Genomic DNA, 346 nt, shown 5'->3' on the forward strand with positions numbered 1-346 from the left:
CACTTGCTCGCTCATGTCACCAGAGCCTAAACGGTGACAGTCCAGGGTCCCCTTCGTCTAGAGGCCTAGGACACCGCCCTTTCACGGCGGTAACAGGGGTTCGAATCCCCTAGGGGACGCCACTTATTCGCTTTGTTACAAAGCAAAAGTGGGGCTATAGCTCAGCTGGGAGAGCGCTTGCATGGCATGCAAGAGGTCCACGGTTCGATCCCGTGTAGCTCCACCACTTTCGTGCTCGTGTCACCAGAGCCTAAACGGTGACAGTCCAGGGTCCCCTTCGTCTAGAGGCCTAGGACACCGCCCTTTCACGGCGGTAACAGGGGTTCGAATCCCCTAGGGGACGCCA

At 58.4% G+C, this 346-nt stretch carries 3 tRNA genes; all 3 read left to right on the plus strand.

Annotated elements, in window-relative coordinates:
• Positions 1-46 precede the first annotated feature (46 nt).
• The 3 genes from FCL40_RS18430 (at position 47) to FCL40_RS18440 (ending at position 346) form a co-directional block, all read left to right on the plus strand.
• A tRNA-Glu gene (locus FCL40_RS18430) sits at positions 47-122 on the plus strand.
• A 28-nt stretch (positions 123-150) separates the two neighbouring features.
• A tRNA-Ala gene (locus FCL40_RS18435) sits at positions 151-226 on the plus strand.
• Positions 227-270: 44 nt separating this feature from the next.
• Positions 271-346, plus strand: a tRNA-Glu gene (locus FCL40_RS18440).

The sequence above is a fragment of the Ferrimonas sediminicola genome (assembly GCF_005116715.1).
In the GTDB taxonomy this organism is placed as follows: Bacteria; Pseudomonadota; Gammaproteobacteria; order Enterobacterales; family Shewanellaceae; genus Ferrimonas; species Ferrimonas sediminicola.